This is a genomic window from Streptomyces sp. NPDC006610 (assembly GCF_040611575.1).
In the GTDB taxonomy this organism is placed as follows: domain Bacteria; phylum Actinomycetota; class Actinomycetes; order Streptomycetales; family Streptomycetaceae; genus Streptomyces.
Map to the genome: position 1 here is coordinate 32,918 of NZ_JBEXOP010000037.1, position 26,865 is coordinate 59,782.

25 protein-coding genes and 5 pseudogenes are annotated in these 26,865 nt (G+C 70.6%); 16 read left to right on the plus strand and 14 right to left on the minus strand.

Annotated elements, in window-relative coordinates:
- Positions 1–498 precede the first annotated feature (498 nt).
- The 5 genes and pseudogenes from ABZY13_RS25790 (at position 499) to ABZY13_RS25810 (ending at position 5,408) form a co-directional block, all read left to right on the plus strand.
- Positions 499–1,902: an FG-GAP and VCBS repeat-containing protein gene (locus ABZY13_RS25790; protein WP_356634716.1), complete on the plus strand. Its 1,404-nt coding sequence runs from the start codon at positions 499–501 to the stop codon at positions 1,900–1,902.
- An 847-nt stretch (positions 1,903–2,749) separates the two neighbouring features.
- Positions 2,750–3,232, plus strand: coding sequence for a hypothetical protein (locus ABZY13_RS25795; protein ID WP_356634718.1), 483 nt, complete (start codon positions 2,750–2,752; stop codon positions 3,230–3,232).
- Positions 3,233–3,286: 54 nt separating this feature from the next.
- Positions 3,287–3,529 (plus strand): annotated as a pseudogene (locus tag ABZY13_RS25800) (hypothetical protein); the annotation flags it as partial.
- Positions 3,530–3,811: 282 nt separating this feature from the next.
- Complete coding sequence (locus tag ABZY13_RS25805; protein ID WP_356634720.1) at positions 3,812–5,032, plus strand: glycosyltransferase; 1,221 nt, start codon at positions 3,812–3,814, stop codon at positions 5,030–5,032.
- Positions 5,033–5,153: 121 nt separating this feature from the next.
- Positions 5,154–5,408, plus strand: a complete 255-nt coding sequence (locus tag ABZY13_RS25810) for a hypothetical protein (RefSeq protein ID WP_356634722.1) — start codon at positions 5,154–5,156, stop codon at positions 5,406–5,408.
- 1,179 nt (positions 5,409–6,587) lie between these two features.
- Here ABZY13_RS25810 and ABZY13_RS25815 read toward each other — a convergent pair.
- From ABZY13_RS25815 to ABZY13_RS25830, 4 genes and pseudogenes are all read right to left on the minus strand, one after another.
- On the minus strand, positions 6,588–6,935 hold the full coding sequence (locus tag ABZY13_RS25815; RefSeq protein ID WP_356634724.1) for a hypothetical protein: 348 nt from the start codon (positions 6,933–6,935) through the stop codon (positions 6,588–6,590).
- A 1,246-nt stretch (positions 6,936–8,181) separates the two neighbouring features.
- Positions 8,182–8,412 (minus strand): 4-oxalocrotonate tautomerase family protein, encoded by a 231-nt coding sequence (locus ABZY13_RS25820; protein WP_356634727.1) that lies wholly within the window; start codon positions 8,410–8,412, stop codon positions 8,182–8,184.
- Between the two features lie 29 nt (positions 8,413–8,441).
- A pseudogene (locus ABZY13_RS25825) lies at positions 8,442–9,364 on the minus strand (SDR family NAD(P)-dependent oxidoreductase).
- A gap of 43 nt (positions 9,365–9,407) precedes the next feature.
- Positions 9,408–10,190: an SDR family oxidoreductase gene (locus tag ABZY13_RS25830; RefSeq protein WP_356634729.1), complete on the minus strand. Its 783-nt coding sequence runs from the start codon at positions 10,188–10,190 to the stop codon at positions 9,408–9,410.
- A gap of 158 nt (positions 10,191–10,348) precedes the next feature.
- Between ABZY13_RS25830 and ABZY13_RS25835 the strand changes: the two genes are divergently transcribed.
- Positions 10,349–11,254 (plus strand): helix-turn-helix transcriptional regulator, encoded by a 906-nt coding sequence (locus ABZY13_RS25835; RefSeq protein WP_356634731.1) that lies wholly within the window; start codon positions 10,349–10,351, stop codon positions 11,252–11,254.
- 208 nt (positions 11,255–11,462) lie between these two features.
- Positions 11,463–11,653 (plus strand): annotated as a pseudogene (locus tag ABZY13_RS25840) (IS5/IS1182 family transposase); the annotation flags it as partial.
- A gap of 46 nt (positions 11,654–11,699) precedes the next feature.
- On the opposite strand, the gene ABZY13_RS25845 reads toward ABZY13_RS25840, so the two are convergent.
- Positions 11,700–12,380 (minus strand): TetR/AcrR family transcriptional regulator C-terminal domain-containing protein, encoded by a 681-nt coding sequence (locus ABZY13_RS25845; RefSeq protein ID WP_356634733.1) that lies wholly within the window; start codon positions 12,378–12,380, stop codon positions 11,700–11,702.
- Between the two features lie 119 nt (positions 12,381–12,499).
- Between ABZY13_RS25845 and ABZY13_RS25850 the strand changes: the two genes are divergently transcribed.
- A complete protein-coding gene (locus tag ABZY13_RS25850; RefSeq protein ID WP_356634735.1) occupies positions 12,500–13,204 on the plus strand; it encodes a DUF4386 domain-containing protein in 705 nt (234 codons plus the stop codon).
- 461 nt (positions 13,205–13,665) lie between these two features.
- Here the strand turns inward: ABZY13_RS25850 and ABZY13_RS25855 are convergent, their stop codons facing one another.
- Entirely contained in the window at positions 13,666–14,004 is a 339-nt protein-coding gene (locus tag ABZY13_RS25855; protein ID WP_356634737.1) for a MerR family transcriptional regulator, read from the minus strand.
- A gap of 629 nt (positions 14,005–14,633) precedes the next feature.
- On the opposite strand from ABZY13_RS25855, the pseudogene ABZY13_RS25860 reads away from it, so the two are divergent.
- Positions 14,634–14,971 (plus strand): annotated as a pseudogene (locus tag ABZY13_RS25860) (helicase); the annotation flags it as partial.
- A 318-nt stretch (positions 14,972–15,289) separates the two neighbouring features.
- On the opposite strand, the gene ABZY13_RS25865 reads toward ABZY13_RS25860, so the two are convergent.
- From ABZY13_RS25865 to ABZY13_RS25880, 4 genes are all read right to left on the minus strand, one after another.
- Positions 15,290–15,427, minus strand: coding sequence for a hypothetical protein (locus tag ABZY13_RS25865; RefSeq protein WP_356634802.1), 138 nt, complete (start codon positions 15,425–15,427; stop codon positions 15,290–15,292).
- Between the two features lie 209 nt (positions 15,428–15,636).
- On the minus strand, positions 15,637–16,470 hold the full coding sequence (locus tag ABZY13_RS25870) for an alpha/beta hydrolase (protein ID WP_356634740.1): 834 nt from the start codon (positions 16,468–16,470) through the stop codon (positions 15,637–15,639).
- 62 nt (positions 16,471–16,532) lie between these two features.
- Positions 16,533–17,372 carry an alpha/beta hydrolase gene (locus ABZY13_RS25875; RefSeq protein WP_356634742.1) on the minus strand — a complete coding sequence of 280 codons (840 nt, stop codon included), beginning with the start codon at positions 17,370–17,372 and terminating at the stop codon, positions 16,533–16,535.
- Between the two features lie 804 nt (positions 17,373–18,176).
- Positions 18,177–18,626 (minus strand): DUF5707 domain-containing protein, encoded by a 450-nt coding sequence (locus ABZY13_RS25880; protein WP_356634744.1) that lies wholly within the window; start codon positions 18,624–18,626, stop codon positions 18,177–18,179.
- A 242-nt stretch (positions 18,627–18,868) separates the two neighbouring features.
- Here ABZY13_RS25880 and ABZY13_RS25885 point away from each other — a divergent pair, with 242 nt between their 5' ends.
- The 5 genes and pseudogenes from ABZY13_RS25885 to ABZY13_RS25905 all read left to right on the plus strand — a co-directional run bounded on the left by ABZY13_RS25885 (position 18,869) and on the right by ABZY13_RS25905 (position 22,781).
- The gene (locus ABZY13_RS25885; RefSeq protein WP_356634746.1) at positions 18,869–21,214 is read left to right on the plus strand and encodes a histidine kinase; all 2,346 of its coding nucleotides are present in this window, start codon (positions 18,869–18,871) and stop codon (positions 21,212–21,214) included.
- Complete coding sequence (locus ABZY13_RS25890; protein WP_356634748.1) at positions 21,211–21,894, plus strand: response regulator transcription factor; 684 nt, start codon at positions 21,211–21,213, stop codon at positions 21,892–21,894. Before ABZY13_RS25885 ends, ABZY13_RS25890 begins: the two co-directional genes overlap by 4 nt.
- Before the next feature lie 44 nt (positions 21,895–21,938).
- Positions 21,939–22,250 carry a hypothetical protein gene (locus ABZY13_RS25895; RefSeq protein ID WP_356634750.1) on the plus strand — a complete coding sequence of 104 codons (312 nt, stop codon included), beginning with the start codon at positions 21,939–21,941 and terminating at the stop codon, positions 22,248–22,250.
- Positions 22,202–22,639: pseudogene (locus ABZY13_RS25900) on the plus strand (transposase family protein); the annotation flags it as partial. The gene ABZY13_RS25895 and the pseudogene ABZY13_RS25900, both read left to right, overlap by 49 nt.
- Positions 22,563–22,781: a transposase family protein gene (locus ABZY13_RS25905; RefSeq protein ID WP_356634796.1), complete on the plus strand. Its 219-nt coding sequence runs from the start codon at positions 22,563–22,565 to the stop codon at positions 22,779–22,781. The pseudogene ABZY13_RS25900 and the gene ABZY13_RS25905, both read left to right, overlap by 77 nt.
- Before the next feature lie 82 nt (positions 22,782–22,863).
- On the opposite strand, the gene ABZY13_RS25910 is transcribed toward ABZY13_RS25905, so the two are convergent.
- The gene (locus tag ABZY13_RS25910; protein WP_356634752.1) at positions 22,864–23,745 is read right to left on the minus strand and encodes a hypothetical protein; all 882 of its coding nucleotides are present in this window, start codon (positions 23,743–23,745) and stop codon (positions 22,864–22,866) included.
- A gap of 500 nt (positions 23,746–24,245) precedes the next feature.
- On the opposite strand from ABZY13_RS25910, the gene ABZY13_RS25915 reads away from it, so the two are divergent.
- A complete protein-coding gene (locus ABZY13_RS25915; RefSeq protein ID WP_356634754.1) occupies positions 24,246–24,503 on the plus strand; it encodes a hypothetical protein in 258 nt (85 codons plus the stop codon).
- A 103-nt stretch (positions 24,504–24,606) separates the two neighbouring features.
- Here the strand turns inward: ABZY13_RS25915 and ABZY13_RS25920 are convergent, their stop codons facing one another.
- Entirely contained in the window at positions 24,607–24,855 is a 249-nt protein-coding gene (locus ABZY13_RS25920) for a hypothetical protein (protein WP_356634756.1), read from the minus strand.
- Complete coding sequence (locus ABZY13_RS25925; protein ID WP_356634758.1) at positions 24,849–25,220, minus strand: hypothetical protein; 372 nt, start codon at positions 25,218–25,220, stop codon at positions 24,849–24,851. Before ABZY13_RS25925 ends, ABZY13_RS25920 begins: the two co-directional genes overlap by 7 nt.
- Positions 25,221–25,617: 397 nt before the next feature.
- Between ABZY13_RS25925 and ABZY13_RS25930 the strand changes: the two genes are divergently transcribed.
- The gene (locus ABZY13_RS25930) at positions 25,618–26,001 is read left to right on the plus strand and encodes a DUF6228 family protein (RefSeq protein WP_356634798.1); all 384 of its coding nucleotides are present in this window, start codon (positions 25,618–25,620) and stop codon (positions 25,999–26,001) included.
- 141 nt (positions 26,002–26,142) lie between these two features.
- On the opposite strand, the gene ABZY13_RS25935 is transcribed toward ABZY13_RS25930, so the two are convergent.
- The gene (locus ABZY13_RS25935) at positions 26,143–26,640 is read right to left on the minus strand and encodes a hypothetical protein (RefSeq protein WP_356634760.1); all 498 of its coding nucleotides are present in this window, start codon (positions 26,638–26,640) and stop codon (positions 26,143–26,145) included.
- Positions 26,641–26,865 lie beyond the last annotated feature (225 nt).

Sequence of the window (26,865 nt, forward strand, 5' to 3'; positions counted from 1 at the left end):
GGACAGGCGAACTGTGATCGCGTCCCCGAGGGCTTCGGCGGTCAAGTCCTGGAACGGAACAGGTCGGGGAGTGACCCCCAACTCGTACAACCGGGACGCCCAGAACGGCTGGCGGCTGTGGCGCCAACCCTGAGGAGGTTCGGAACAAGGGCTGGTGAGGGGGTGCCAGATCGTCTGCGATGAGCTTCTCCAGCCGCGATTGCGTCAGTCGTCCGGAGGGCTCTCGGCGTTGCCGTTCCATCCACCGCCGCTCATGGTCGTGAGGCTGGCATATCCAGCGAGGTCCGGAGAAAGCGCAGAGAGCCGGCCTGCGGAAGGGACACGGGTGCCTTGCCCTCGCAGGACAGTGAGCCGGGCGTCGCCGCCCGGCGGGGACTACGGGAACCGGCCCCAGCCGGCCCGACATCTGGGAATCCCCGGCATCCGTACAACCCGCGGCATGCCCGAGGAGTCTTCGTGTCATCGGACGACACCGCCCTCAGGAGCCCCCTCTTGCGCATGCGTACAAGCCTCATGGCCGCCGCCCTGGCCGCCGCGGCATTGACCCCCCTCACCACCGCCCCGGCGTCCGCCGGCCCTTCGGGCCTGCAGGGCGACTTCGACGGTGACGGCTACCGGGATGTGGCCGTCGCGGCGCCGGCCGCCACCGTGGCCGGCAAGTCCTGGGCGGGCCAGGTGGCCGTGGTGTACGGCGACGCGAATGGACTGAACACCGCCAGGCGCACGCTCATCAGCCAGAACTCGCCCGGCGTCCCCGGCAGCGCCGAGACGGACGACATGTTCGGCGACCGGATCGCCGCCGCCGACCTCGACCGCGACGGCTACTGCGACCTGATCGTCGGCGCGCGGTACGAGAAGACCGGCGAGCTGGAGGCCGCGGGTACGGTCGTCGTGATCTGGGGTTCGCGCACCGGCCTGTCCGGCGGCACCACGGTGAGGAACCCCTACCCCCTCACCGGCAGTTACTTCGGCTTGGGCATCGCCGCCGCCGACTTCACCGGCGACGGCCGGCCCGACCTCGCGGTGGCCGCCCAGGGCGACTCGGGTACCTCGCCGTTCAAGATCCGGCTGATCCGCGGCCCGTTCACCAGGTCCGGCACCACGGGCAAGGTCTCCGCCTACGCGCCCGGCATCGACTGGCCCGACCTGACTGCGGGACGAGTCAGCGGCGACACCAAGGCCGACCTCGTCGTGACCGGCAGCAAGCCCTCCCACGACGCTCACCGGGCCACCGCCGTGTACTACCGGGGCACCTCGGACGGTCTGGCCAAGGCCGCGAGCCTGCGGGCCGCTTCGACGGCGGCGATCGGCGACCTCGACAAGGACGGGCACGGCGACATCGTCCTCGGCAACCCCGCTGAACCCGACAGCGAGCCGTCCGCGTCCACCGGCGGCAAGATCCACGTAATCTACGGGACCGGTTCTGGCCCGAGCTCGACCCGCCGGGTCACGTACACCCAGAACACCTCCGGCATCCCCGGCTCCGCCGCATACGGCGACGAGTTCGGCGGCGCCCTGACGATCGGCGATTTCAACGGCAACGGCCACAACGACCTCGCGGTCGGCGCGCCGGGCGACGCCGACCCCGGCTCGATCACCCTGCTCAAGGGCTCCTCGTCCGGCATCACCACCAAGGGGGCCGTCCGCCTGACGCAGGACAGCGCCGGCATCCCGGACATGGACGAGTGGGGCGACGGCTTCGGCTCCGCCCTCCTGGCCTCCGACATCGACCGCGACGGCCGCGCCGACCTTACCGCCGTCGGGGTCGGGGAGAACAGCCCGGCGGGCGCGGCCTGGTACCTGCCGGCGGCCGCGGCGACGGGCTCCTTCACCTTCGCCCCGACGAAGTTGGGCCTGTCCTCGGCGCAGGGTGGCGCGTTCGGCCGGGAACTGGCGGGCTGAGCCCTCGGCGGGACCCGCGGCCCGGCGCCGGCGCCCCCGGCGTCGGCGCCGGCGTACCGCCGGGGGCACAGGGGCCGCCGGGAGCGATGCCCCGCCCAGCCGATCGCCCCCTGCCTCGACCTTGCCCGAACAGGACGGACCCGGTCGTACGTCGTCACCGCGGGCGGCGAGCACGGCCCCGGCACGGTCACCGTCCCGCGCGGCACCACGAACGGCCCCCGCACCCCTGACGCCCCCGCCGTTCCAGCCGCGACCTCCTTGGGGGCGCCGGCTGCCGAGGCCCGGGCGGGAATGCGGCGCGCGGCCGTGCAGACGCGCCTAGGCACCCAGCCGCGCGCCCGGCGCGCGGGGTCTGTGATGGCGTGATCGACGTCGACGAACACCTCCAACGCTGCTCCTTGCCCGTCCTGACCGGTCCGGTAGCGGAGCAGCGCGTCCGGGACGACGGCCTGGCCCGTCGACGGTGAAGTGGTGGAGGTCGGGGTCGGGGATCCCGTCGGGTGTAGACCCTCCCTGCGGAGCCCGGGTGCACCACCTTTACCGACACCAGGTCGGCTACCTCCCTTGTGCGAGTACGGATCCTGCTGATCAGAAACACCTGCTGCCGGGTGAACTCCACCGTGTCGACCTCGAACAGCGCTATGAGGAACGCAACAAACGCTACGGCGACCAAGGCGCAGCAATGCCGCTCATCGCTACGGGCGACAGCGAGAGGTACGAGAGGACCCGGTGATGAGGTCGGAGGAATACCTGCGATGTCAGACGAGAGAGTCGTCGCCAGCCACTCATGAAGCATGACGTTTGTCTGCTGGGACCCCTCCCGGACTCCGTCGCCTACTCTCCGCCCATGACCGCCGCACGCAGATGGATCCTCGCGATGGCCGCCGCGCTGATGACGGCGGGCTGCTCCAGTTCCCCGGACGCTGCGCCACCGACATCGGCCCCGGTCAGCCCATCGCCCAGCGCATCCACCCCACGCGCGAGCGCCACGTCGGCCTCGCCCTTCTGCCTTAATCTGTCGCTCTTTCAGATGGGTGTCATTGCCTACAGCGCCGAAGTGGGTGCGGCGATTGATGGGGAGCCGCTGGACTTCGAAGAGCTGCGGAGGAAGGCCGCCTTGATCGCCGATACCGGTGAGCCGATGCAGGCGAGCGCGCCGCCGGACATCGCCGAAGAGTTCCATACGGTACTCAAGGCGATCGATACCTCGGTGAGCAGTTTAGAATCGGGTGCCAACGCGCATGATGTCCTGGATCCGGTGTACGGCGAGCGCAACCGTCCCGCCTTCGAGGCCGTGGAGAACTATGACTGCGGTGGCGAGGACAGGTGACCCTTGTTGGCAGCGTGGCGTGGGTCGTACGAGACCCCTCAAGGAGCATTTTTCAAAGGCTGCAAGGTGATCCCGCGACGCTGGGTGGTCGAACGGACCTTCGGCTGGCTCATGCACCATCGCCGCCTCGCTCGCGACTACGAAGCCCACCCCCATCGCTCCGAAGCCAATGATGGAGGCGCCTACGGCCGTCGCCGGCGTCTGCACGGCCATCGGCATCACCCCGGGGAAAAGGTGGGTGCGGTAGCCCTGCGTTCCTGCTGTCGCCGAGTCCGGGCCGGTGCCCAGCACCAGTAGGAAGAGCAGCGGCGTTAGCAGTCCCATGGCGACGCCCGACCATGACCCTGCCCAACCCCAACCATGAACCCTGGCCATGCAGGCCAGCACCACAATGCGCAGACCCGTCGCGCAGCCGCACACGCCGGCACCCGGAACCCGGACAGCAGCCCCAGACGCCGCGGACGCCCGGCTGCGCACTACGCGCGCCCCCGCTGCGCAACGCACGGCCGGGGTGGGTGCGCAGAGAGTCCTTTTGGCCGGCGAGGTAGCTGGGCGCCATCCGCCAAGGAGAATCGCTGCATGCGGATTCTGATCATCACTGCCGGTTCACGTGGAGACGTCGCGCCCTTTACTGGCCTGGGACGGCGCTTGCTGGACGCCGGCCATCAGGTCGCTGTGGCCGCTCACACATCCTTCGCCGCACTCATCGAGGGGTGTGGTCTCGATTACCGGCCTGTGCCGGGAGACCCGCAGGGGCTGATTCGGGACTGGTCCCAGGCGGCGTCGCGGGAGGAGGCCCAAGCGCTGACGAGGGCGTACGCGGACGGGCTCGCCGACGGGGTGGCGGAAGCCGTTGCGGGTGGGGCCGACCTGCTGCTCACGGCCTCCGGCCCGGCGCCGCTCGGCCAGGCGGTCGGCGAAGCGCTTGGCATCCCTGTCATCGGCACGTACCTCATACCGGCCTTCGCCACCGGAGCATTCGCGCTGCCCAACGCACGCAGCACCGTCGGCGGCCCGGGGCCGGAGGGCAACCTCGCCGCAGGTCGGGACGTGGTGAGACGCGCGGAAGAAGCCTTCGCGGGCGCCGTGACCCGGCTGCGCGCCCTCCTCGAGCTGCCCCGCGCCGGCGCGTCGTCCTCATCGGAGGACATCCGACCCGTCTTCCACGGCTTCAGCCCGCTGGTGGTGCCGCGCCCCGGGGACTGGCCGTCGCGGGCGGAAGTATCGGGCTACTGGTGGCCCGCGCGGCCGGACGGGTGGCAACCCCCGGCCGAGCTGGTCGACTTCCTCGAGGCCGGTCCGCCGCCGGTGTTCATCGGGTTCGGCAGCATGGCGCCAGGACAGGGGGAACGGCTCAGTGAGCTGGTGACGGCGGCTGTACGGCAGGCGGGGGTACGTGCGGTGGTGCAGGCGGGGTGGGCCGAACTGAGTGGCTGGGGCGACGACGTTCTGGCCATCGGCGACGTCCCGCACGACTGGCTCTTCCCTCGTACCGCCGCCGTCGTCCATCACGCCGGGGCGGGTACGACCGGAGCCGGACTACGGGCAGGAGTGCCCGCTGTGGCCGTTCCCGTCATGGCCGACCAGCCGTTCTGGGCGTCCCGGTTGTACGAGTTGGGGGTCGCCCCCCGACCCGTGCCGTTCCAGGACCTGACCGCCGAAGCCCTCGGGGACGCGATCACGGTTTGCCTGTCCGAGCCGGCCCACCGACGCCGCGCGACCGAACTCGGCCACCGCATCGCAGCAGAAGACGGTGCCGCCGCGGTGCTCACCCATATCGGCTCAGGGGACGCCAGGTGAATCCGAGGAATCCCCACCACCGTGTTGCGGTGCGAGGCCGTCCCGGGCACTCCGCCGTATCCGGTGCTGCCGAAACAACGGATTCGCTCAACTTCTGCGGTGCATCAACGCTCCAAAACTGTTGATCTTCAGTGCACGTCACCGTGGCGCCGTCGCCCATGTCCCAGCGCTGCGGTTCATCCGGATCGAGGCGTTCGACACCGATGCCGCGGTCACCGCCACCGAGCTGCTGCGCTTCGGGCACTCCTGGGCCGCCGTCCACGCCATCCACGCCGCACGGCCCTCCCCTGCCCACCCCCGCGGACGGTTCCTGCTCACCCTGACACCGAAGGCGTACGAGGGCACCGGCGTCCAGGCCGTTCACCCCGGCCAGTAACCACCGGAGCCCCGAACGCTCCATCGAGCCCGCCCGCGCCGGCGCGGACCTGGTTCCCTGGCGCGCGCAAAAGCGCAGCATCTATTCGGTTTGAACGGCGCCACTCGGGCGGGGCGGGCGCAAACGTCCGGGGCGCCGGTGGCTATGTGCCTGTTCTGATGTGCCGGGTGCAGGCCGAGGTGTCCTCCGCTGGCACGGACAACTGACGGCCGACCTCACGACGCCGCTGCACGAACGGGCCCTCGTCGGGCTGCGGGGCCGGAACGGCAGCCCGGTCACGGAGAGGGCGCCCGGTGACTGCACGCGGTGCCCGACCGGCCGTGAAGGTCGGTGCGCGCGTCCGGTTCAGCGGCGTGACATGGCAGGTGGTCGCCCTCTCCGGCCAGGAGATCCGGCTCGTCGGCCCGGACAGCGGCGGCGGGCCCCCGCTGTCCGGGCCAGCTCGCCGGGCGCCTGTCCTCCGGCCCCGGCTAAACCGTCATCGGCGTCGATGCGCCGCAGGCTGCCGGCCCCGATCCTGTTCCCGCTCGGCCTGCGTGTGCCGCACCCAGGTCGTACTGCGGCCGCACTGGTCGTTCGCTGCCGGGCCCGTAAGGCAGGTGCCAGCGAGCGTCGACGGGCGTGACTTCACCCCCGCCACGGCCTTGTGGCCCGGCGAACAAGTCCAGGTCGACGCCGCCTGCTTGGACGTTCTCGCGCCCTTCAACGACAGGCGCTTGACTCGGCCCGAAACTCACCACCTCCATCGACGTCGCCACCCGCGCCGTGCCGTGCCCGAGTACGACCAAGGCCGTCGACGCGGCGTTGCTGCTGGCGGAGACAGCCGTCTCGCACCCCGCCCGGCTGGCCCGGCCGGACATCCTTCACATGGCCACGCCCCGCACCCCCATCGGCAGTTGGTCGCGCTGGATGAGCGCCTGGTCGGCGCCGGCCCGGCCGGTTGTCCTGCCCTTCGACTACAGCTGCCCGCGACCAGGCACCCAGCACCTGCCCGCACTGGACCAAGTCCCCGCACCGGACGCGTCAAAGGGTTCTCCGCCGACCACTCGACGGCGAAGAACCCCCAGGGCTGTTTCCCAACCCTCCCGCGCCCAGTCACCCACACCAGCCCGCCCACACCCGCAGCAACCAACCCAGCGGCCTCAGCAGGCGAGTCTCCACCACAGCTTCACCGACGGCTCACGACGCACTCAAAAGCCATTTCCACCACCGGCACAAAGCCCTCTCCAGCAGCAGCCGCCGTGACCAGGCCGGCACCGCGCACTCGGACGACTCCGCGCGAGTCCAGTTGAGGACCTGCTGGGCCTCGCCGACGACGACAGGTCGCGTGCTGGTGCGGGTTTCCGTCCACCCGCCGGCGTTCGTCTCGGCACCCTCGACGCGCCAGGTGACGGTCCAGGCGGAGGTGGCGGGCACGGCGCAGCGGGCGCCGGGCCGGTCTGCGGAGGTGCGGGTGCAGCGGTGCCCGCAGTCCGGGGACGCGGCCGCGTCGGCACTCGCCCGGTAGGGGTGCCGGGGCCGGTGCACGTCACCATGGCGCCGTCGCCCATCGCCCAGCGGACGGCCGCGACGCGGGCGGTGGCAGAGACGGTCATGCCGCCGCGCTGCGGCACATGTGAACAGCGGACGGCGATGCGGGCCGGGGAGCTGATGGAGCGGCGCAAGCTGCTGCTGGACGCGCCGGGCGCCGGGTGCTCTGGGGGCCGGCAGAGGAAGCCTGGGAGCCAAGCTGGCCGCCCCTGCGGTCCTACCGGCGAACCACCGGGCATGAGAGGTCTATGGGGCAGGACGGCGTGAGAATGCAGGGCGCGCGAGTTAGCCCCGCAATCCCCAGAGGACCAGCAGGGACCAGCAGGGACCAGTCACCACAATCCCCATCGCAGGCCGGGCGAGCGGCGCGGTGCTGCGACGACGCCGACTCTGGCCCTCGAGTACTGCCGGTACAAGTCCGGCACACGAGAGTTGAGGACCACTCGGTGCCCGCGTCGCGCGTGCTCTCCATGGTTGTCCCGGGGCGCGGGAGCGGTGCGGGCCGGGAGAATCGGGCGTTGACCGAACGCCGCCCGCTGGGCACCACCCGGCCACGCCGACACCTCCCGCGCGCGGCACCAGCCCGGTGCCACGCCCCCAACTCGCCGCCGAACGCCTGCCCGCTCCCGGCCGCCGAGGCCGCACCACGCCACGTCACCGGACGCCGCGTACGCGGAGCCGGTCCAGCCGCCCATACAAGCGCCTGGCACCCTGAAGCCGCCGCGCCATGAGCACGACCGCCGCATTGCTAGCTTGGCCGCACTACGCGCACGGCGCCAACCCTGCTGCCGACCCCGTCGGCTGCCGCGGGATCCACGTTGCCGGCTACGCCGCGTGCCCTGGCCACCTGGCTGACGCCGCCGGCGACGCCTACCTGACCGGCCGAGCCCCGGCAGCGACATCGACCATCGCGGCACCCCCTTCACCGAACCCTCAACGCCTACCGCGACCCCGCCGCCGGACCCGCAACACCGGCACCGCCGCGTTGTCCATGTTCAGGTGATACACGTCACGGGTTCAGTGGAAGAGGGCAGCCCTCTGAGCGGCTCGACTTGGGGCTGACGGCTGCCGTGCCCGTCCCCGCACCCGGCGGACACCGCGGACCGATCGAGTACGGGGACGCAATGAAGGGCTTCGCTGATCTCACAGGCCCCCGGATCAACGAGGCCGTGTTGGCGGACGCTCGCCCCGGCGGCCCTCGGTTCAAGGTGCTGTCCGGCCGAATGACGACCGGTGGGTGCGGTCAGGCGTCGCTGGTGTCGGTCGGTGTCGCCTCGCCGAGCATGGCGAGGGTCAGCACGTTGCCGGAGATGCCCCAGCCGCCGTCGGCGACCTCCTCGATCAGCACCATGGTGTTGCTGCGGGCGCGCTCACCGTAGAGCTCGACGTACAACTCGGTGGTGCGGGTGACGATCTCCTCCTTCTGCTTCGGGGTGAGGGTCTTCTCGGGGACCTTGAAGTTCGCGAAAGGCATGGCGGGTCGTTCCTTTTCTCAGTGAGGCGTTACAGGGAGCTGCCTGCGGTGAGCAGGCTGTCCAGTCCGATGCGGCGGAAGAAGTCGGCGCGGACGCGGTCGGCGACCGCGGAGACGACTTCGCCGCCGTCCCGGCTGGGGTCTATGTGGGTGCGCAGGGGCCGGGTTCTGGGCCGGGTTCCTTGCTCCATCGCGACCAGGCGCGCGACGGCTTCAGCGACCTCGGCCACATCGGCGTCCGAAGGGGCGAGCGCGGCCAGGCGCTTGCCCGGATCGTCCGTCAGGGGTCGGTGAGGCCGATCGTAGAGTTCCGCACGGTCGGTGTCGGCGGGGGCGCCTGCGTTGGCGAAGTGGTGGGTGCCGGTGGTGAACGCGCGGGCACCACGATCGCGGTGTCGATGCCGAACGGGAGTACCTCGGCGGCGTAGCTGACGGCCAGAGCGTCCATTGCGGCTTTTGCCGCGAAGTAGGGGGCCAGGAATGGGGGGCAGCCGCCGCGAGTGCTGGAGCTGCCGATCCAGATCAGCAGCCCCGAGCCCTGCTCCCGCAGCTTCGGCAGGGCGGCGCGGTTGACGCGCTGCGTGCCCAGGACGTTCACGTCGTACAGGTCCGCGAACTGCTCGGGGGTGAACGCCTCGGCGGCGCCCAGGGCCATGTGCCCGGCGTTGTGCACGACCACGTCCAGCCGGCCGCGCTCGGCGAGGATCCGGTCGACTGCAACGTCGGCGGAGTCCTGGGAGGTGGCGTCCAGCTCGACGGCGTGCACGTCGACCCGGTGGTCGGTGCCGTAGCGCGTCAGGTCGGCCACCGTGGTCGCGTTGCGGGTCGTGGTCTGGCGGATGCCCGCGTACACGGTGTGACCGGCGAGGGCCAGAGCACGCACGGACAGCGCCCCGATGCCGCTGGAGGCCCCAGTGACGAGAATGACCTTCCCTGTTTCGTCGTTCGTCATGACAAGGCCGTTCGTTGATCGATTGGGGAAGGCTGCGGGCGGCTCAGATGATTCCGCCGTTGGCGTGGATGACCTGTCCGTTGACCCAGTGGCCGGCCGGTGCGGCTAGGAACGCGACCACCTCGGCGATGTCGTCCGGGGCACCGAGGCGCTCCAGCGGGGGTTGGGCGGCCAGGCGGGCGATGGTCTCCTCGTCCTTGCCGTCCAGGAACAGGTCGGTGGCCGTGGGGCCGGGCGCGACGGTGTTGGCGGTGACGTCCCGGCCCCGCAGCTCCCGAGCCAGGATCAGCGTCAGCGCCTCGACCGCGCCCTTGCTTGCGGCGTACGCGCCGTAGCCCGGAAAAGCCAGCTCCACCACGGACGTGGAGAACGTCACGATCGCGCCGCCGGGGCGCACCCGACGGGCGGCCTGCTGGACGACGACGAACGTGCCGCGGATGTTGGTGCGGTGCAGGTCGTCCAGGACGGCCAGGTCCAGCTCGGCGATCGGTGCCAGGTGCATCCGCCCGGCCGCGTGTACAACGACGTCGACACCGCCGAACTCTGCTTCGGCCGCGTCGAACAGGGCTGCGACTGCATGTTCGTCGGCGACGTCTGCGCGCACTGCGATCGCCCGGCCACCGCTGGTGACGGCCTCCTTCACGGCGGCTTCGGCCTCGTCCCGGTTGCCGGCGTAGCCGACCACGACGGCGTACCCGTCGGCGGCCAGTCGACCGACGGTCCGGCGGCCGATGCCGCGCGAGCCACCGGTGACGATCGCGACACGGGGTGAGGCGGAGGGCTGGGCCGAGGCAACGGTCCCGTCGAGGGGAGTAGGGATGGGCATGGCTGACTCCTGTGGTGGATGGGGGTCGGGCCGCGGCCTTGCCGTCGCCCTGCTGCGTCCTCCACGATCGGCCGGCCCCCCCTCCCCAGCCAGGGCTGCGTCCACCCAGGGGATGCCACCCCCTGGCTGTGCACTGGTGTACGAGCAACCATGGAGGGGTGAACCTTTCAGAACTCGGTGCCTTCCTCAGGACACGCCGCGACCGCATCCGTCCCGCCGAGGTCGGTCTCCCCCACGGCCCGCGCCGGCGCGTCCCCGGGCTGCGCCGCGAGGAAGTCGCGCAGCTGGCGGGGTTGTCAGCCGACTACTACACCGAGCTGGAACGCGGCAGCACGAAGAACAGGGTGCAGCCGTCGGCCCAGACCCTGCCCGCCCTCGCCCGAGCCCTGCGCCTGAACGGCGACGAGCGCGACCACCTGTTTCACCTGGCCGAACGGCCGATCCCTCCGTCCGTCCGCGGACCATCGGCGCACGTGCAGCCCGCCCTCCTCGGACTCCTGGACCGGCTGTCCAACACTCCCGCACGCGTCATCACCGACCTGCACGAAACCTTGGTGGAAAACGACCTGGCCCTGACCCTGCTCGGCAAGTCCCCGGCACGCCGCGGCCCGGCGGCGAGCTTCGTGTACCGCTGGTTCACCGACCCGCAGGCGCGCGAGATCTACCCGCCCGAGGACCACCCCCAGCACTCCCGGGTATTCGTGGCCGACCTCCAAGCAGCGGCCGCCCGACGCGGCCGGGACGAGGAGGTCACGAAGATGGTCGCCGTGCTACGCCGCCGCAGCCATGAGTTCGCAGCCCTCTGGGACACCCACGACGTCGCGGTGCGCCGCATGGACCACAAGAGGATCATCCACCCCATGCTCGGCGTCATCGAACTCGACTGCTACAACCTCCTCAGCGAGGACGGACGGCAACGCCTGCTGTGGTTCACCGCCCCGCCCGGAAGCCCGGGAGCCGAGCAGCTGGAACTGCTGTCCGTCGTAGGGACCCAGGAGCTGAACGTCGCGGAGGGCGTGGCACCGGAGAGGTTGTCCGCGGCGGAATCCGAATCGCAGCGCTGACCCGCACCGCAGAGGGAGGACCGCCTTCCCAGCAAGGCGTGGCGGCTCGACCGTCTTCTTCACCGACTCCCAGCCCGACTCCGTTGTCCGGCGCACCTTCCATGGGCAGCCACGTCCTCCTCATCAGCCCCAGGGGCTGACGCAGCCGCTCGCCCTCCTGCGCCGGCGGCACGAACGCACGGGAGGCCCTCAACGGAGCCGGGGCGGGCACCACCTGATCGTCGACCGCCACGGAACCCCGTTCGCCGTCACACTCACCGGCGGCAACCGCTACAACGTCACCCGGCTCCTGCTACTGCTGGACGCCGTCCCGCCGATCCGGGACCTGCGTGGACGCCCCCGCCGCAAGCCCCGGCGTCTGTACGCCGACCGGGGCACGACTTCGACCAGTACCGCCGCCTGGGCGTCCCTGACCCCTTCGACGCCGGATGAGCCCTCTGCACCGCTACGCCTTCCGTGCGGACGTCCAGCCTTGGCGGCGGAGGCTTTCGAAGCCGTCCAGGAGGAGGTCGAGGGCGAATTCGAACTCGAACTGGTCGTCACAGCCGCCCCCGACCGAGGAGCCCTCGTCGTGTGCGGCCGTCGCGGCCAGTTCCGCGATGTGCGGGTAGCGTGCCGCCAGTTCGGGGTTCGGCGGGCCGGAGGGGCCCGAGGTGTCGAACAGTTCCTGGCTGAAGCCGAGCAGGCGGCTGCCCATCGCGTGCATGACGTGGTGCGTGAGATCGGCGGAGAGGCCGCCGTCCCGGAAGCTCCCGGCCATGGAGTCCAGATACGCCAGCACGGCCGGGGTGGGGCCGGTCCGCGACTCGATGACCCGGGCCGCCCAGGGGTGGCGCAGCAGGACCCGCCGGGCCGAGAGGATCCGCCCGCGGACCGCGCTCTGCCAGGGGCCTGCAGCCGGCGGGTCGATCTCGCCGACCACTGTGTCGACCATGCCGTCGAGCAGCTCCTCCTTGTTGGCCACGTGCTTGTAGAGGGCCATCGGTACGACGTCCAGCTCCTGCGCGAGCCTGCGCATGCTGAGCGCGTCGATGCCGGTGGCGTCGGCGAGCGCGACGGCGGCGCGCAGGACGCGGTCCCTGTTCAGGGGGGTCCGATGCGTGTGCGTGGCTTTCTGCCGGGTCATTCCGGTTAGGCCCCTTCCCTCCTTGACGGCGCCCTCTCCTTGACGAGTGTACGCCGTACACCTATGCTCACCGCCAGGTGTACGGCGTACACCGCCACCGAGCGAGAGGTACCGAGAAGATGAGTCCGGACCGGAGAACCGCGGTGGCCGCCGGGTCGCTGTTCCTGTTGACCGAAGCCGCCGCGATAGCCGGAGCCGTTTTGTACCGCCCCCTGCTCGAAGCGGCGGACGGCCGGCTCGCGCAGGGCGCCGACACGCGGGCGCTGCTCGGGGTGCTCTGCGAGGTGGTGCTTGTGGTGGCGGTGGCAGGTACCGGGGCTGCGCTGTTCCCCGTCCTGCGGCGCCACGGCGAAGGGCTCGCGCTCGGCTACGCCTTCGGGCGGCTGCTGGAAGCCGCCGTCATCGCTCTCGGGATCGTCGCCGTCCTGGCGCTCGTCACCCTGCGGCGGGACACGGAGGCGGCGGCAGGCGCCGACATCGCGCTGGTGGCCGTACACGACTGGACGTTCCTGCTCGGGCCCAACATCGCCCTCGGCCTGAACAGCGTCCTGCTTGCCTACCTTGCGTACCGCACACGGCTCGTGCCGCGCTTCATCGCCCTGCTCGGCCTGGTCGGCGGGCCACTGATCTGCGCCTCGGCCGTCGCCGTGATGTTCGGGACCTACGCGCAGCTCTCCGTGGCGGGAGCGGCCGCCGCACTCCCGGTGTTCGCGTGGGAGCTGGGGCTGGCCGGGTGGCTGATCGTCAAGGGGTTCGGGCCCGGCTCAGGCGCCGCGTCCCGGGCGGACAGAGAGGTGGCTGAGCCGGCAGGTGTCCGTCGGTGAGGTCGGCCCGAGCTTGACGACAGAGCCGTCCGGGGGAACGCACCAGCCCGGCGCGGACCGTCATCTGCGAGAAGCAACGACGCGCGCGCTCGAACGGCATCAGCGGCCGCTCCCCCGTGCCCCGTTCTTGCTGGAGTGCGAGGAGCCCCGCACGGGGTCAGCTGGTGGTCCAGTCGGGCAGTTGCCGGTCGACCGGTCGGCGGCGCCTGTGGAATGCCGTGAGCCGGGTTCCGTCGGCTGGGTCCCTACGTACCGCTGAGGCGGCCACCGTCGTGGACCGGGCCGGGGACGGTCGCTCCTCCCCGGCCCGGAAAACCGCGGTTACGGTTCAGGTGCTGTGCGCGCTGCGGTGGGACTCCCACATGAACGTCTGGCTCCCACGTGAACATCTGGACGAGAACGTTGTCCCGCCCGGCCGCGCACCGTGCCGCGGCAGGCCGCCTCGTGCTCACGACGCAGTCTCAGGCCGCGGTTGGCGGGTGGAGCGGGGAGCCGGTGCGACGGTATGCGGCGTTGAGACGCTTGGCTTCTTCGAGCTGGTCTTCGAGGATGACGATGCGGCATGCGGCTTCGATCGGCATGCCCTGGTCGACGAGCTCACGTGCGCGGGCCGCGATGCGCAGCTGGTAGCGGGAGTAGCGGCGGTGTCCGCCCTTGGAGCGCAAGGGCGTGATCAGTCGCGCTTCGCCGATGGCGCGCAGGAAGCCGGGAGTGGTGCCGAGCAGTTCTGCGGCCCGGCCCATCGTGTAGGCGGGGTAGTCGTCGTCGTCGAGACGGCTCAGCGCCTCGTCTGCTGTCATCTCACCTCTCTGGAGAACGTATGGAGGGGCCTTGGCGCCGTACGGCACCAAGGCCCCGAAGGAACTGCAACCATCTGCCGGCCCTAGTGCTGCGCCGGCCTTCTGTTTCCGCACGACCGCCCGGTACTCCGACGGGGGTGCGGGGATCGCGGATGCGTGACCGGAGACCACCTGCCTATCGATGTCCTGCGGTACCCGGGCTCGCTTCCGCCGCCCGGGCGATCCTGATGGCGCTCGACTCCTCCGTTCTTCCTGAACCGATCACTTGCCGGGACGTGACCGCCCGATCTGTCTTGCGGCCACGTCACTGCGGTCCTCTTCGCGGCGGCCCCTCATCACTTCGGGCCGCCCGGTCCGGTAGCCAATCCCGTCGCCACCGTGCGACTCCGGCTTCGGGATTCCACCACCGCACCGTCATGCGGGTACTGCGGCCCGGCAGTTCGTGTCTACCGGGCCTTTCTTCGATCTCGGCGATGAGAGAAACCATAACCATCCGAGCAGCGAATGTCTATCGTGGCGAGAGTAGATTTCGAGCGGTGCAGAGAAGAGCGTCCCCCCTCAGGGGTGCCGTGCGATTGAGACGTCCGCAGCTCGCCGGTACGGGCCGTTCGCATCGCCCGGCTTGCCCTCTGGCGGCCGCGGACCGGTTGTCGGCGTCGTCGATCGGCGCCCGGTTCTACGAGCTGGAGGCCGGGCGGCAGGTGCCGCCGGAGCGGGTGTGGGCGGCGTGGCTGTGCGGCGACCACCTCGTCGCCGAGCGGCGTGAGGTGCTGCGGCAGTTCGCAGGCGCCGCCGACGGCCGGCGGGTGCACCGGGCGTTCCTGGCCAGCTGCCGCGTTCTGGGGAAGGGGTCGACATCTGCGGCGAGCGGGGTGAGGAGGCCGTCCGCTTCGCCGACACCCGCGGCTCGCAGGTCGAGATCGTGCAGAACATCGGCCGCGCGCTCCACCCGAACCGGGACGGCTCGCCGGCCAGGCGCACGGGCACGTCGCTGAAGTCGACCTCCGCCTCATGGCCGGCCAGGCGGGTCTGCGGCACGAAGGCTTTCGACCGGGGCCTTGCCCGAGGTCGCGAGGATCTCCGGCTTCCCGGTCGAAGACGTAGCACCGGACCATCTGGTAGGACACACGGCGTCGTGCTCCTGGATGAGCCGATGGAAGATCCGCGTGCTCGTATGGCGCTGCTTGCGTGGCGCGTCGAGGTCCGTCCGCAGCATCTCGTCGATCACCGGTTTGGCAGGATCCAGCGCAGTCGGCCGCGGCGGAAGCTTCTTCTGCGGCATCGGTCAGACCGAGTCCACAACCTTCTTCACCGTCCGCCACGACACGCCGTTGTACTTGCGCTCAAGCTCGCGCATCTTCATGTCGGCACGGTGACCACGCCGGATCGCCGCGTACGACTCGACCTTGGACATCTGCGGCATGACCAGGACCTTTCACCAGGAGCACCCCGATGCTGTCCTGGCCAGTACCCCAGCGCTGTCAGCACCGGGGCACTGGCCGACTTCTGTGGTGTGCCTACTCTCCGTGATTGTCGATCTCGTTGACACGTCTCGAAGAGCTGCTCTTCCTGGCGGCTCCAAGGATCAGGGTGGTTCTCCCCCCCCCGGCAGCAAAGCCCGCCGGGCGCCGGTCACTTGGCCAGGAAGGCGAGCAGGGAGTCGGTGACCTCCTGGGCGTGGGTCCACAGCAGGCCGTGCGGGGCGCCCTCGACGACTACGTACTCGGCCTGCGGGAGCGCCCGGTGGAACGGCTCCCCGGTGGCTCCGATCGGCAGGATCCGGTCGGCGGTGCCGTGCAGGATCAGCGCCGGCACGTCGATCTTGGCGATGTCGGCGCGGAAGTCGGTGGTCCAGGTGGCCACGCAGGCCAGCGAGGCGTACCAGGAGGCGTTGGCGGCGACGTTCCAGCTGTTGCGCAGGGCCTCCTCGCTGATGCGGGTGCCGAGGTTCTCGTCGAGGTTGTAGAAGTCCTGGTAGAAGGCGGTGAAGTAGGCATAGCGGTCGGTGGTGACGGCCTGCTCGATGCCCTCGAAGACGTCGGCGTCGACGCCCGTGGGGTTGTCGTCGGTCTTGAGCAGGAAGGGCTCCAGGGAGGCGAGGAAGGCGGCCTTGGCGATCCGGGCCGCGCCGTAGGTGCCCAGGTAGCGGCCGACTTCGCCGGTGCCCATGGAGAAGCCGACGAGGACGGCGTCGTTCAGGTCGAGGGTCTCCAGGACGGTGTTCAAGTCGGCTGCGAAGGTGTCGTAGTCGTAGCCGGTGGTGGGCCGGCTGGAGCGGCCGAAGCCGCGCCGGTCGTAGGTGATGACGCGGTAGCCGGCCTTCAGCAGGGCTGCGGCCTGCTTCTCCCAGGACTGGCCGTCGAGCGGATAGCCGTGGATCAGCACGACCGGCTGCCCGCTGCCGTGGTCCTCGTAGTAGAGGTCGATGGGGGTGGTGTTCTCCTGGCCGACGGTGATGAACGCCATGGTGGTGGCTGCCTTTCGGTGCGGGTTGTGGTGTGGGAGGTGAGGCCGGGTGCGGTCCGGGGTCAGCGGACCGTGCGGGCGGCCGTCTCGACGATGCGGGTCACGGCGTCGGGATGGGAGACGGACACCGCGTGTGATGCGTCGATCTCGGTGGTGCGGGAGTGGGCGCGGTGCGACATGAAGCGCTGGGCGGTCACGGGGATGTTGAGGTCCTCGGTGGTGACCAGGGACCAGGAGGGGATGGTCTTCCAGGCGGCCTTCGTGGACTTCTCCTCGAGTGCGGCGGCGGCGATCGGACGCTGGCCGGCGGCCATGAGCCGGGCCTGGCCGGCCGACACGTCTGCGGCGAACTGCCGGTGGAACTTGTCCGGCTCGATGTAGACGTCGGCGCCCTGGCTGCCGTCCGGCAGTGTGTAGTTCACCGGGTCGATCACGTTGCCGAGGGTGCTGCCGGGAAACTTGTTCGTCAGTCCGAGCGAGCTCTCGCCGGTGTCGGGCAGGAACGCGGCGATGTAGACGAGGGCCTTGACCTTGTCCTCCAGTCCTGCGGCGGCCTGGCTGATGACGGTGCCGCCGTAGGAGTGGCCGACCAGGACCACGGGCCCGTCGATGTACTGGACGACGCTGCGCAGGTAGGCGGCGTCGTTCGCCGGGCCGCGCAGCGGATTGGCGGCGGCCACCACCGGGTAACCGGCGCGCTCCAGGCGCTGGACGACACCGTCCCAGCTGGAGGCGTCGGCGAACGCGCCGTGCTCCAGCACGATCGTCGGCCGGCTCTGGTGGTGGCGGGGTGCCGCGTCGGCATCGCCGGGCAGGGTCACGGCCGTGACGGACAGGCCCACGGCCGCGACACCGAGCAGGGTGAACAGCCGAGCGGACTGGGCCGATCGGGTGATTCGCATCTTCAACGTCCTTCTGTGTGCGGGTTGTCGCCCTGATCGGGTCGGGCCGGCAAGGCGGGCCCGACTCCGAGGGAAAAACATAGTTCGACTGAATTGTGGGCAATCACTTGCCTTTACCCTTTTTTGGGATGCCACCACCCCTGAACCGGCGCGCGGGACTCCACGCAAGAAAGTGATGCTCGAGTACGTGAAAGCCCTTACCGGACGTCAGCCCTGCTGGGTGATGCGGCGGCAACCGGCAAGGGGCCCGGTCGGCCCTCCGCTCCGCCGACCGCTCTTCACCCGAGCCACCGCCGTCCGGGCGGCGTAAGGACGGGAGGGTGGTATGTCGGCGAGCAGCGTGCCGCGGACGAGTTTGCAGGAAAAGGCGTACGCGGCAGGCGGCGACGGGCCGTCGGCCCGCAGCCGGGTCACCATCAGCCGCTGTCGCCGGCGTCCTCCAGCCCCACCGGTACGGTGGTGAGGGGCAACTCGCAGGCGAGCCAGGAACCACGCCTCGACCGGGCCGAACAGGGCCGCCGTCTCCGCGACGCGCCGGGCGTCGGGCGACAGCGCCACCGGCCGGGCGCGGGCCTCTCACCGGACCACGCGCGGCACCCGTACCGAGGTGCCGACGGACAGGCCGCCCGATGCGCGACACTGCGGCGGGGGTGCCGGCACACGGACGGGGACGGCGCCCGGCGGGAAGGAAGGGGGTGGCGGGCTGCTCGTGGCAGCGACCCTCGGATGCGGAGCCGACGCGGCAGCGGGGACGGGCGTCACCAGGGCCGGTCCTCCCCCGGGGTGTCCGGCTCCGGTGACGGGTCAGCGGGTGACGTCGAGCGTGGCCGCGCGGGACACGAACTTGGTGTCGCCGTCCTTCGCCGTCGCCAGAACCGACACATGCCATGCGCCTTCCGCGAGATCGGCCGCGTCCTGCTGCGTCACCTTCAGCGTGTAGGTGCAGCGGGAGGTCTCGTCCGAGGTGCTGTGGCACGTGGCCTTGTCCACGTACCGCAGCTCCGCCTTCGTCGGCGCGAGTTCGGAACTGGTCGGCCACGCGATGACCCTGAGCTCGCGGACACCCGAGTCGTCGCTCACGTCCGCGGTGTACGTGAGCTTGCCCTCGCCCTGCTGGGACGGAGCGGTGTAGCTGGCGGAGCCGTTCTTCACGGTCGGCTGCGTGGTGGTGGAGGCCATGGCGTAGCCGCCGACGGCGATGGCGCCGAGGGCGACGACGCCGATGACGGACGGGACCAGAACGCGCTTGGACACGATGGATCCTTCTGTTGGTGAGTGGAGTGTCGACGGGCGGGAGAGCGTGGAAGGACCGGTGTTCGGTCGGCTGCTTTCCCGACGTGATCGAGACTATGGCCGGGTACCCGGCCGGATCCTCACGCTGCGGGATGATCACCGCGTCGAACCGCAGGTGCAGGGTCTGCACCCCAGGGTAGAGAGAACCGTCCGCCCCGAGCCCGAGGACAGCCGCTCACCTGCGGTCCTAATCTTGATCCCTTATGAAGAACACCGACGACCGGCTTCTGCCCCCTGTGCTGCTCGGCGTCCAGGCCGTGGTGTGGCCGGGAACGGATGTGATCCGCGGGACCGTCCCGGCGGGGTCCGCCCTTTTCGTGGCGGCCCTCGTCGCCGGGCTGGTGACGGCCACGCTCTCGCTGCGCCGTTCGAGACCGGTGACCACCCTCGTCCTGGTCGCCGCCGCCTGTGCGCTGGGCGCCGGTCCCCTGCCCGTCGGCGCCATGGCGGTGCTGGGGACGGCGGGTGTGGCCCTGGCCCTGTTCACCGTGGCCGACGAACGTGACACCTTCACCGCCCTGTTGTGCGTGATGACGCTCGTCTCCTGGCAGTCCCTGTACGGCATCAGCCTGCACGGGCTCAGCGACCGCGACGGGCTCGACCTCGTCCTGACGGCCGTGCTGTACACCGCCGCGTCCGCCGCCGGAATGCTGGCACGGCGCAGCCGGCTCGCGCGGCAGGCCGCCGAACAGCGGTTGAAGCGGGCCGAGATCGAGCGTCACCGGCTCCCGGCGGTCGAACGCAGGCGGATGGAACGGGAGTTGCACGACGTCAGCGCACACCATCTGACGGCCGTGGTCGTCACGGCGGGTGCGGCACTCGGGCTGCGCGACCGCCGCCCCGAACTGGCCGACGAGGCTCTCCGGTTCGCCGCCGAGACCGGCCGTGAGGTCACCCGTGCGCTCGGCGCCGTGCGGGCGCCGGCACCCTCACCGGACCAGCAGCAGCCAGCACCCAGGGAGCGGATGCTGGCTCTGGTCGCCGGCTTCTCCCAGCTCGGCCAGCACGTGGAGTGCGAGATCGACGCACTGCCGGACGGTGCCCTCGGGGACGCGGCGTACGGCATCGTGCGCGAGGCGCTGACCAACGTGGCACGGCACGCACCCGGTGCACGCACCACCGTGACCTGCCGCTACGGCGACGCCCGCACGGAGGTCGTCGTCACCAGCGCCGCACCGCCGGCCGGTTCGCCGGCGCACGGCGCCGGCCTCGGCTCGGGGCGCGGCCAGAGCTTTCTGCGGTCGCGAGCCCGGGAGGCCGGCGGCACCCTGACCAGCGGCCCGACGGCGGAGGGCGGCTGGGAGGTGAACGCGGTCCTGCCCGGCCGGCTCGCCGCCGCCTCGGTGAAGCGGTCGGTGCCGTGGCAGTACCGCCTGGCACAGGTGACGGCCGCCGTCGGCCTTGCCGTGCAACCGCTGCTGCCCTCACTGATCATCCGGGCGGCATCCGCGTCGAGCGGTCCGGGGGCGTCGGCAGGCGCGCTCTTCGCGCTGCTGGCCGCAGGACAGGCGCTCGCACTGCTGTGGCGACGCCGGGCGCCACGCGCCGCCCAGGGCGTCGTCCTGGGTCTGGCCCTGCTCTGGCCAATGGCGACGGCCGTGGGTGCGTACACCGGGTGGGTGCTCCTGCCGTCCCTGCTGAGCACGGCCGCCACCTGCGCGGTGATCGCCTCTGCCGCGGCGCGCACGGCCGCCACCGGACCGCCCGTCGCCGAAGGCCGCCCGCTCCTGTCGCCCGTGGGGGCCGGCCCGGTCGTGGCCGTGCTGGTGCACGCGGCGGCCACGACCGCCGCACTGGTGCACCGGGGCACCTCCTTCCCTCTCTGGGCGCTCGTCGCGGGGTCGACGGGGCTGGCGGCCCTGCTGGTCGGCGCGGCCTGGTGGGGCGGGACCCTGCGCGGGCGTCACCGCCGGGCCGAGCGCAGTGCGCAGGCCGGAGAGCTCGCGGCCTGGACCGAGGAGGCGGTGCGGGACGCCTGGGCCGAACGCCGCCGGATCGCCACCGGGCTGGAGACCACCGTGCTGGCGCGGACCGCCGACATGGTCGCGCAGGCCGAGTCGGGCCGGCTCGACCAAACCGTCGAACGTGCCCGCGAGGCCCTCGCCGCGATGCGCACCCTGCTCGACACGGTCCGGGACGCCGAGACCACGCCCGCGCTGCGGCCGCGGCCCACCCTGCAGGCCCTCGACCTCCTGGGCCGTCAGATCCGGGCCACCGGCCGCGACGTCGAGATACGCCTGGCCGACCGGATACCGAGACGGCTGCCCACCGTCGTGGACCTGGCTGCCTACCATGCCTGCGAAACGGTACTCGCGGCCGGCGGCGAGGAGCCGATGACGGTGGAACTGGACGCGGACGACACCGCATTGACGATCACGGTGATCGGAGTCCCGGACACCGTGCGTTCCGTCCTGTGCCGACGGCTGTCGACGCGGGCGGCGGTGGCGGGCGGGACGGTCACCGCCGACCCGACGGGTCCGGTCCGCGTCCTGCTGCCGCTGACCGCGGCGCCGACTGTGCAGCAGGATGACGAGGAGGGACAACGATGAGCCTCAGGGTGCTGGTCGTCGATGACCAGGGCATCGTACGAGCGGGGTTCGCCGCCGTGATCGACGCCGAGGAGGACATGACGGTCGTCGGTGAGGCCGCCGACGGCGCCGAAGCGGTACGGCTCGCCGGGGAACTGGCCCCCGACGTGGTCCTCATGGACGTCCGCATGCCCGAACTCGACGGCATCGCCGCCACCCGGATCATCACCGGCCGTCCCGACGCACCCCGTGTCCTGGTGCTGACCACCTTCGACCTCGACGCGTACGTGTTCGACGCTCTACGCGCAGGCGCCTCCGGATTCCTCCTCAAGGACGTGCACCCCGGCGAACTGCTGCACGGCATCCGGGTGGTGGCCGCGGGCGAGAGCGTCCTCGCCCCGTCCGCCACCCGCCGACTCATCGGCCACTACGCGTCCAGAACCCCTACCGGGATGCCGGACAGCAGCACCCCACGCGAACTGAACAGCCTGACCGGCCGTGAGCGCGGCGTCCTCGGACTGATCGCCGCGGGGCTCACCAACACCGAAATCGCCCAGCACCTCGGCATCACCGTCGGCACAGTGAAGTCCCACGTCAACGCATTGCTCCGCAAACTCGAACTGCGCGACCGGGTCCAGGCGACGATCCTCGCCTACGACCTCGGCCTGGCCCACCCCAACCCGCCCCACTCCCCCGCCTAACAGCCCACCGGCCACCGGCCACCACCCTCCAGGAGTCCTTCACCATGACCGGCCCAGGTCTGCCCGTCCTACGCGGTGTGTGCCGTGTCCTCGGTACTGCCGCCGCCCGCATCTACCTGACGGGCTGTGCCCTGCTGCTCGGATGGGCGCTGGTGGCCGCCTCCGACGGGTCCATGGCAGTCGTCATCCCGATGTTCGCCACCATCCCGTCCAGCCTCGTACTGCTGTTGCTCCTGCCCGAGGGCGACGCGATGTTCCTGCTCTCCATCGTTGCCGGAGCGCTGATCAACGCCATGGTCATCGGCTGGTGTGCCCGCGCCCTGCGCCGCGGGAAGACCCTGGACTCCGCCACCTGACGGCAGACACCGCGCGGGGCGGCCCCGGAGGGGAGGTCGTCCTGATTGACGGCACCCTTGTCCATACCCAGCGCCGCACCGGGAGAGTCGACCGCAGGAACTACTCCGGCAAGCACCGCCATCACGGTCTGCACTTCCTCGCCCTCACCGACGAGAGGGGCCGCCTGGTTTGGATATCCGACACTCGGCCCGGCCGCGCCTACGACAACACCGCCGCCCGCCACGACCACATCCTGGCCCACCTGCGCGCCGTCGGCCTCGGCGCCCTCGCGGACCTCGGCTTTCGCGGCCTGGACAACGACGTACTTGCCCGTGATCGTCACCGGCTTCTCCGCCAGCCGCACTCACAAGCTCACTCCCGACCAGAAGGAAGCCAACCGCGTACTCGCCGTCGGACGCGCGCCGGTCGAGCACGGCTTCGCCCACCTCAAGAACTGGCGGATCCTCACCAAGCCCCGCACCGCCGCCGCCGACGCCACCCAACTCCTGCGCGCCCTGCTCGTTCTGACGAACCTCGAAGTCAGCCGCTGAGCACTGGTCCACGGCTTGGGGAACACAAAGGCGCGCTGCCACATCATGCAAGTGTCCGAAACCTGAGAGCACTTGGAGCAGCCTAGATACTCATCACGTACCACTGCCTGAGCGATGCGCCTCGCAGGTACAAGTGCCGGCCTCGTCCGATAGGGCGTGCGTACCGCTTGAGCGGTGCACCGTTGGGGAGGGTGAGGCAGGCTTCCTCTATCAGTAGAACCTCATGCTCTGTCATGCGGCAACGATGCAGGCGGTCTGGTTGCCGGTTGCCGCCGAGCATGACGATCTGCTTCTCGTGCACAGCCATACCCGCAGGAGCGACCACGGGAGTCCTCCGTAGCCGGATCTGACCGTCGGTCCGGGCCTCAAGCAGCGGGAAAGTCGGGTAGTAGCTGGCCCACGCGACACCGTCGTCAACATTGAAGGCATAGACCGTGTCGATGTACTCGATGCCCTCCGGAGGCGTGTACCCCCACTGCTGGTTGCCGCCGCTGTCCCAGCGCACCAGGCCGGCGGCGCTGATCGGGTCGACGTAAACGCCTTCGTCGAAGTAGGCACTCCATACATGGTGCCGCCGGTCCGCCATCAGGTACTCGACCGCACGCCCCATGGCGAAGCTTCGGCGGCGTCGGCCGTCAGGCCCGTATATCTGAGCATTGTGCTCCCTCGCGTCACCGGAGCCTTCCAGGACCAACCGGTCATTGGGCAACGCGTCCAACCGGGTCACCCGCAAGCTCACACCACGCAGGAGCTGTTCCCGGACTGTGCCGCCGCTATTGATGACGAGGAGCGCATCGTAGGGCCGGGTGCGTGGCTGGGGGTAGGCCCTGCCAAACGAACTTGGTTGGAGTTCCGCATCGGGGCAGATCAACCAGAGAGCCCGGCCCCAGGCGTCCACTGTGGTCGCCAGGACCTTCTGGTGGTCGTACTGCCGAGGCAACAGTGCGTGGGAACGCAGCGCCACCTTCCTCAAAAAATCACCTCACGGGCGAATGAACACGACTCGATCATGATCGCATCCCCAGCAAACCCACCATCGACCAGCCGTGCCAATACCACGGAGGTTGAAACTCGAGCCGACAGATGATCTACACAGCAGCCCGCCGCCCATGACCAGCGCGAGCACCCCGTGAGCCGGTCACACCAGCCCTTTTACCTGCGACTTCAAGATGGCGACAGTTCACTGCGCACACACCAACCCGGTGCGCACCGGCGACAGCCGCCCGCGCACCGCACACCCCGGCTGCACAGCCCTTGCGCATCGGAGTGCGCAGCCACCCCGACCACGACCCTGCCCAACCCCAACCACGGCCCGGAGGTGCGGGTGCAGCGTGCCCGCAGTCCGGGAAGGCGGCAGCGCCGGCACTTGCCCGGTAGGGGGTGCCGGGACCGGTGCACGTCACCGTCACGCCGTCGCCCATGTCCCAGCGGACGGCCGTGACGCGGGCGGTGGCGTAGACGGTCATGCCGCCCGCGCTCGCCGACACCGACACCGACACCGACCCATACGTGGCCGTGCCGGGGCGGACCCACATCCACATCGGCATCCACACCAGATACCTCCCGACCGCGCGCGGACTGGCGATGTCCGGGCCGGCCAGCTTCATCCGGTCCACCGCACGACGGGCGACCACGGCCGGGTCGATCGCGGGAGCCCCGGGGGCGGCGCCGTCGGGCAGCCACCTCCACACCGTCCGCCCGCCCTCACACCGCACCTCGTAAACCGCGCCGTTCTCGCCCGGCCGGCCGGGACGGTAGCTGATGCTGCCCTCCAGCGGCTGCGGCGACATGCGGGTGAGGAGCACTTCGGCGCGTCCGACGCCGCCTACGATTCCCAGTTGGAAGAAGCGGGCGGCCGGGAGCCGGGCGAGCGCTGGGCTCCGCCGGACCCGCCCAAGGTGCTGCCGCCGCCGGCGCAGACCTTCACGAACAGCGTCAGCGCGGAGCAGTTGGGGCCCACCCCGCGGCCGCCTCCGTCGGCGTGAGCGGCCGGTGCCGCGGCGGCCGCCGGGAGCACCGCGGCCCCGGCCACCGCCACCCGCACCCAGCGCGTGCGCGGGCGCGGGATCAGCATGCCGAGCCGTCCGTGGAGATCTCGGTGATCATCCAGCGACCGCCGTCCCAGCGCTCCGCGCTCACCGTCATCACGTAGCGCAGCGGCTGCCCGGCCGGCAGCGGGACCTCCTTGCCCGCCTTGACGGTGCGGTAGCGGGAGAGGTCCACGCAGTCGGTCAGCGTCGCCGTCGCCACCTTCGCCTCCAGGTCGAGCTTCGTCACCTTCACGTCGTGGCCGACCTTCCCCGTCACGACCGCGTCGACGGCCTTCAGGTTGTCGACGTCCGTGCGGATCGCCGCCAGCGCCTTGTAGGCGGCGTACCGCCCCACACCCGTGCCCGCCGTCGACGCTGTCCGGTACGCCTTCGCCTCCGCAGCCAGCATCCGGTCGTACACCTCCGCACCGCCCGCTCCTGCTCGGCATCCGAGCCCGACCCCTCCGCACTCGTCTGCTCCGGCGACCTCGTCGGCCCCTGCGCCACCTTGCCAGCGCAAAACCCACAAATACGGCCACGGCGGCAGCCCATTGTGCCAGTGGTGCATGGCAGCAGCGAAAGAGAAGTGGGGCCCGGGCGTGCGCCATCTCGACACGCGTTCCTGACCCGGCAGCCTCCCGCGGCACTTCCCGCCCGATGTCTCGTGACAGCGAACTTGGACCGATTGCCGTCGAAGTTGGACCACCGCGCGGGTTGGCGCGCGGGGCTCCTAATCTGGCTGAGTGATCACAGACGATGCTCCTGAGAGCCTGACCGTCCGTGTGGGAGAACTCGGAGGGCAAGCGGTGCGCCTGCTGTTCTGCGAACCCACCCGACCGTACAGCGATGAGCCGACCCTCGACTTCATCGTGCGAGCGCGCGGCCGCCGGGTAAGCGTCGAAACCTCGGTGCGCACCTGGGACGGCGACGGCCTCGGCTCCTTCCTCTTCTCACTGGCAGAGGACTTCCGCGGCTGGGAGGGAGCACAAACCTGGCACTCCCTCGAATACGACCTGACTCTCTCTGCAGAACACCGATCCGGTGGCCACGTTCACCTGACATGGGGTATCCACGACCGGGCGCCCGCCGAGGTATGGCACTTCGAGACCACAACGGTGCACGCAGCAGGCGAAGACATGCAGCACCTCGCCGCTCAGATCCGTGCGTTCCTTACCAGTGGGGCCCAGTGACCGAACGGCCGGACCACTTCGCCCGGTGTCCTGTGCTATCGAAGCTTGAGCTTGTGCCTGCGAACTTTGTCCGGTTGCTACGAAAGGTCGAACGCAACGACGCTGCGGGCCGGCCACCCGGACGTCCGGGTGGCCCAAAGATTAGCGGTCGCGGTTCCACCAATCCACGGTCTCCAGCGCCAGCACCTTCTTTTCCAGTGCATCTGCCGCTTCACCGCTCTCAGTGACGGCCCAACAGACATGGAGGTCCGCCCAAGCCAGCGCGGCCTTGCCCCAGTCGGTCGCCCGCTTGGGTCGGCCTGTTTCGACTTCGACCAGCCGCTCGCGCAACCAGCTGGCATCCGCCAGCGCCCGGTCGAAGACCGCTTCACCGAGGCCGGAAGCCAGAACTCTGCCATCGGTGTAACGCCGCAACCTGCTCCGGAGCCCCTGGCCCGACCGCTCCCCGGCCATGCCCACATACACCACGGGGCCGGCCGCACCCTGCCTGACGAGGTAGACACCAGGTAGCCGTGGCAACTCGGCGTCGCTCAGTGCACCCAGACCGACCAGCTGACCATGACCAGGATCTCCTGCCCAAGCAGCTTCTCCACCATTTGCCCCTTTGCTGACCAACCACCGCAGTATCGCCGCGGCCACCGACAAATCGCAGGCCGCCCCCCCCGTTATGTTTTCCGCGGTCCTGCAAGAGGACCGCTGGCCTCCGGGCCCGGCATGACTGGTCCCCCCTGTCGAACCGATGACCTGGGGGGTGGTGCCACCGGGCCCGAGAGGCGCCGTTGGAGACGCTGATGAGAGGTCCGACTACCGCCCGGCCGAGCGCAATGCCCGGCCGTACACGGGCGACAGGTCTGCATAACGTGG

Excerpts from the sequence above, each read along its gene's own strand:
- ABZY13_RS25790 (WP_356634716.1), top strand. The coding sequence starts at position 499 with ATGCGTACAAGCCTCATGGCCGCCGCCCTGGCCGCCGCGGCATTGACC.
- ABZY13_RS25795 (WP_356634718.1), top strand. The coding sequence starts at position 2,750 with ATGACCGCCGCACGCAGATGGATCCTCGCGATGGCCGCCGCGCTGATG.
- ABZY13_RS25805 (WP_356634720.1), top strand. The coding sequence starts at position 3,812 with ATGCGGATTCTGATCATCACTGCCGGTTCACGTGGAGACGTCGCGCCC.
- ABZY13_RS25820 (WP_356634727.1), bottom strand. The coding sequence starts at position 8,412 with ATGCCTTTCGCGAACTTCAAGGTCCCCGAGAAGACCCTCACCCCGAAG.
- ABZY13_RS25830 (WP_356634729.1), bottom strand. The coding sequence starts at position 10,190 with ATGCCCATCCCTACTCCCCTCGACGGGACCGTTGCCTCGGCCCAGCCC.
- ABZY13_RS25845 (WP_356634733.1), bottom strand. The coding sequence starts at position 12,380 with ATGACCCGGCAGAAAGCCACGCACACGCATCGGACCCCCCTGAACAGG.
- ABZY13_RS25850 (WP_356634735.1), top strand. The coding sequence starts at position 12,500 with ATGAGTCCGGACCGGAGAACCGCGGTGGCCGCCGGGTCGCTGTTCCTG.
- ABZY13_RS25855 (WP_356634737.1), bottom strand. The coding sequence starts at position 14,004 with ATGACAGCAGACGAGGCGCTGAGCCGTCTCGACGACGACGACTACCCC.
- ABZY13_RS25865 (WP_356634802.1), bottom strand. The coding sequence starts at position 15,427 with ATGCCGCAGATGTCCAAGGTCGAGTCGTACGCGGCGATCCGGCGTGGT.
- ABZY13_RS25870 (WP_356634740.1), bottom strand. The coding sequence starts at position 16,470 with ATGGCGTTCATCACCGTCGGCCAGGAGAACACCACCCCCATCGACCTC.
- ABZY13_RS25875 (WP_356634742.1), bottom strand. The coding sequence starts at position 17,372 with ATGCGAATCACCCGATCGGCCCAGTCCGCTCGGCTGTTCACCCTGCTC.
- ABZY13_RS25885 (WP_356634746.1), top strand. The coding sequence starts at position 18,869 with ATGAAGAACACCGACGACCGGCTTCTGCCCCCTGTGCTGCTCGGCGTC.
- ABZY13_RS25890 (WP_356634748.1), top strand. The coding sequence starts at position 21,211 with ATGAGCCTCAGGGTGCTGGTCGTCGATGACCAGGGCATCGTACGAGCG.
- ABZY13_RS25895 (WP_356634750.1), top strand. The coding sequence starts at position 21,939 with ATGACCGGCCCAGGTCTGCCCGTCCTACGCGGTGTGTGCCGTGTCCTC.
- ABZY13_RS25915 (WP_356634754.1), top strand. The coding sequence starts at position 24,246 with ATGCCGCCCGCGCTCGCCGACACCGACACCGACACCGACCCATACGTG.
- ABZY13_RS25920 (WP_356634756.1), bottom strand. The coding sequence starts at position 24,855 with ATGCTGATCCCGCGCCCGCGCACGCGCTGGGTGCGGGTGGCGGTGGCC.
- ABZY13_RS25925 (WP_356634758.1), bottom strand. The coding sequence starts at position 25,220 with ATGCTGGCTGCGGAGGCGAAGGCGTACCGGACAGCGTCGACGGCGGGC.